2 protein-coding genes are annotated in these 1,315 nt (G+C 64.7%); one reads left to right on the forward strand and one right to left on the reverse strand.

The window, feature by feature from the left end; genetic code table 11:
• Nucleotides 1-85: 85 nt before the first annotated feature.
• Nucleotides 86-319 (reverse strand): tetratricopeptide repeat protein, encoded by a 234-nt coding sequence (locus tag JOL79_RS33525; RefSeq protein ID WP_210159963.1) that lies wholly within the window; start codon nucleotides 317-319, stop codon nucleotides 86-88.
• 799 nt (nucleotides 320-1,118) lie between these two features.
• On the opposite strand from JOL79_RS33525, the gene JOL79_RS33530 reads away from it, so the two are divergent.
• Nucleotides 1,119-1,315 (forward strand): hypothetical protein (locus tag JOL79_RS33530; RefSeq protein ID WP_210159964.1); only part of this gene is annotated, 197 nt, incomplete at its 3' end.

Here is a 1,315-nt window from a genome sequence, read left to right on the forward strand (position 1 = left end):
TTCTCGCCATAGGTGGCCAGGGCGATCGGCTGCCGCGGCCCTCCTGCGTCGGGCCTTGCCATCGGGCAACGTGGGCAAGGTCCTGCTAATCTTCCGGATCTGATGCCGCACCAGGTGGCATGAGACGGTTTGCTTCCTGATGAGCTTGTGAAGCCTCAGCTGCGCGGCCCAGCTCCGAGAAGGTGATGCCGAGGTTGGACAGCGAGCGGTCGGGGTAGCGCTCGGCCAGCTCCCGGTAGAGGATGACGGCCTGTTCGGCCGGGGGCAGGGCGTCGGTCGGGCGGCCCAGTGCCGAAAGATGCAGGCCAACACCTAACAACCACCGTGCTCGCTCCCTGCTCCGTCGGCAACGACAAAAGCATCATTCATCGGATCTACTACGACCAGCTGGAGCTGTACAGTGGTCGCCGACGTGTTGTGGACGCAACGGTCGCCCGAGTTCGGCGGTGAAGACGCAACCGCTGTCGCCGCTGTTGTAGCGGTGCAGGAAGTCTCCGAGGGCATCGGTGCGTTCGTCATTGCTGGCGTAGGGCCGTAGGTGGGCCCATTCCTCTACCAGGCGCCCGACGGCATCGAATCGATCCGTTTAACTGTGAAAGTTCGACACAGGTTGGATGGTCCCGAGCATGCCGATTCTCGATCTTGGAACCGTGTTCGAGGCGTCCAACGCAGCCTGAAAATTACACGGCGTCTAGGACCGCGTGATCTGATCGGGCGTGATGGGAGCCAGACGGCCGAAGTGATCCGATCTCTGTGAACCCTGAGCATTGACAGGTGGGAGCCTGGGCCTTAAGTGTGATGTCCGGCCATCCGTCGAACCGATACGACGCTCCCATTACGAGGAGACAGAATGCCCCCTCAAGCCGTCGGCTTTCGCCGACGAACGGCGACGGCCTGAACGGCCGGGCAGTGGCGCCCGCGGAGGGCCGGCCGGACCCGGGAAGTACCTCACACACGGGATTCACCCGAAAGGATTACCGATGAAGCGGAGCGATCCCTCCTCCCGTCCTCGACGTCCGGCGAGCAGGTGGCCGGCTGTGGTGGCGGCCTTGCTGGTCGCGTTGATCGGGGCTCAGCCGGCTGTGGCGGCACAGCGGTCCGCATCGTCGGAATCTACCGTGTCGGAGTCCGCCGCCTCGGTCGCCGCCGCTGGGGACATCGACGGCGTCACCGCGGGAAATGCCGCGGTCGCCTCGGTCGATCTCGCCGGGACGTGGAGCTTCACCCCGGCGGGCCGGTCGACGACGTCGATCAAGGTGCCTGGAGGCGGCTGGTACAAGCAAGGGTTCACTGATGTGTCCCAGGCGGTGTACTC

Source organism: Microbispora oryzae, from assembly GCF_017896165.1.
Lineage (GTDB): Bacteria > Actinomycetota > Actinomycetes > Streptosporangiales > Streptosporangiaceae > Microbispora > Microbispora oryzae.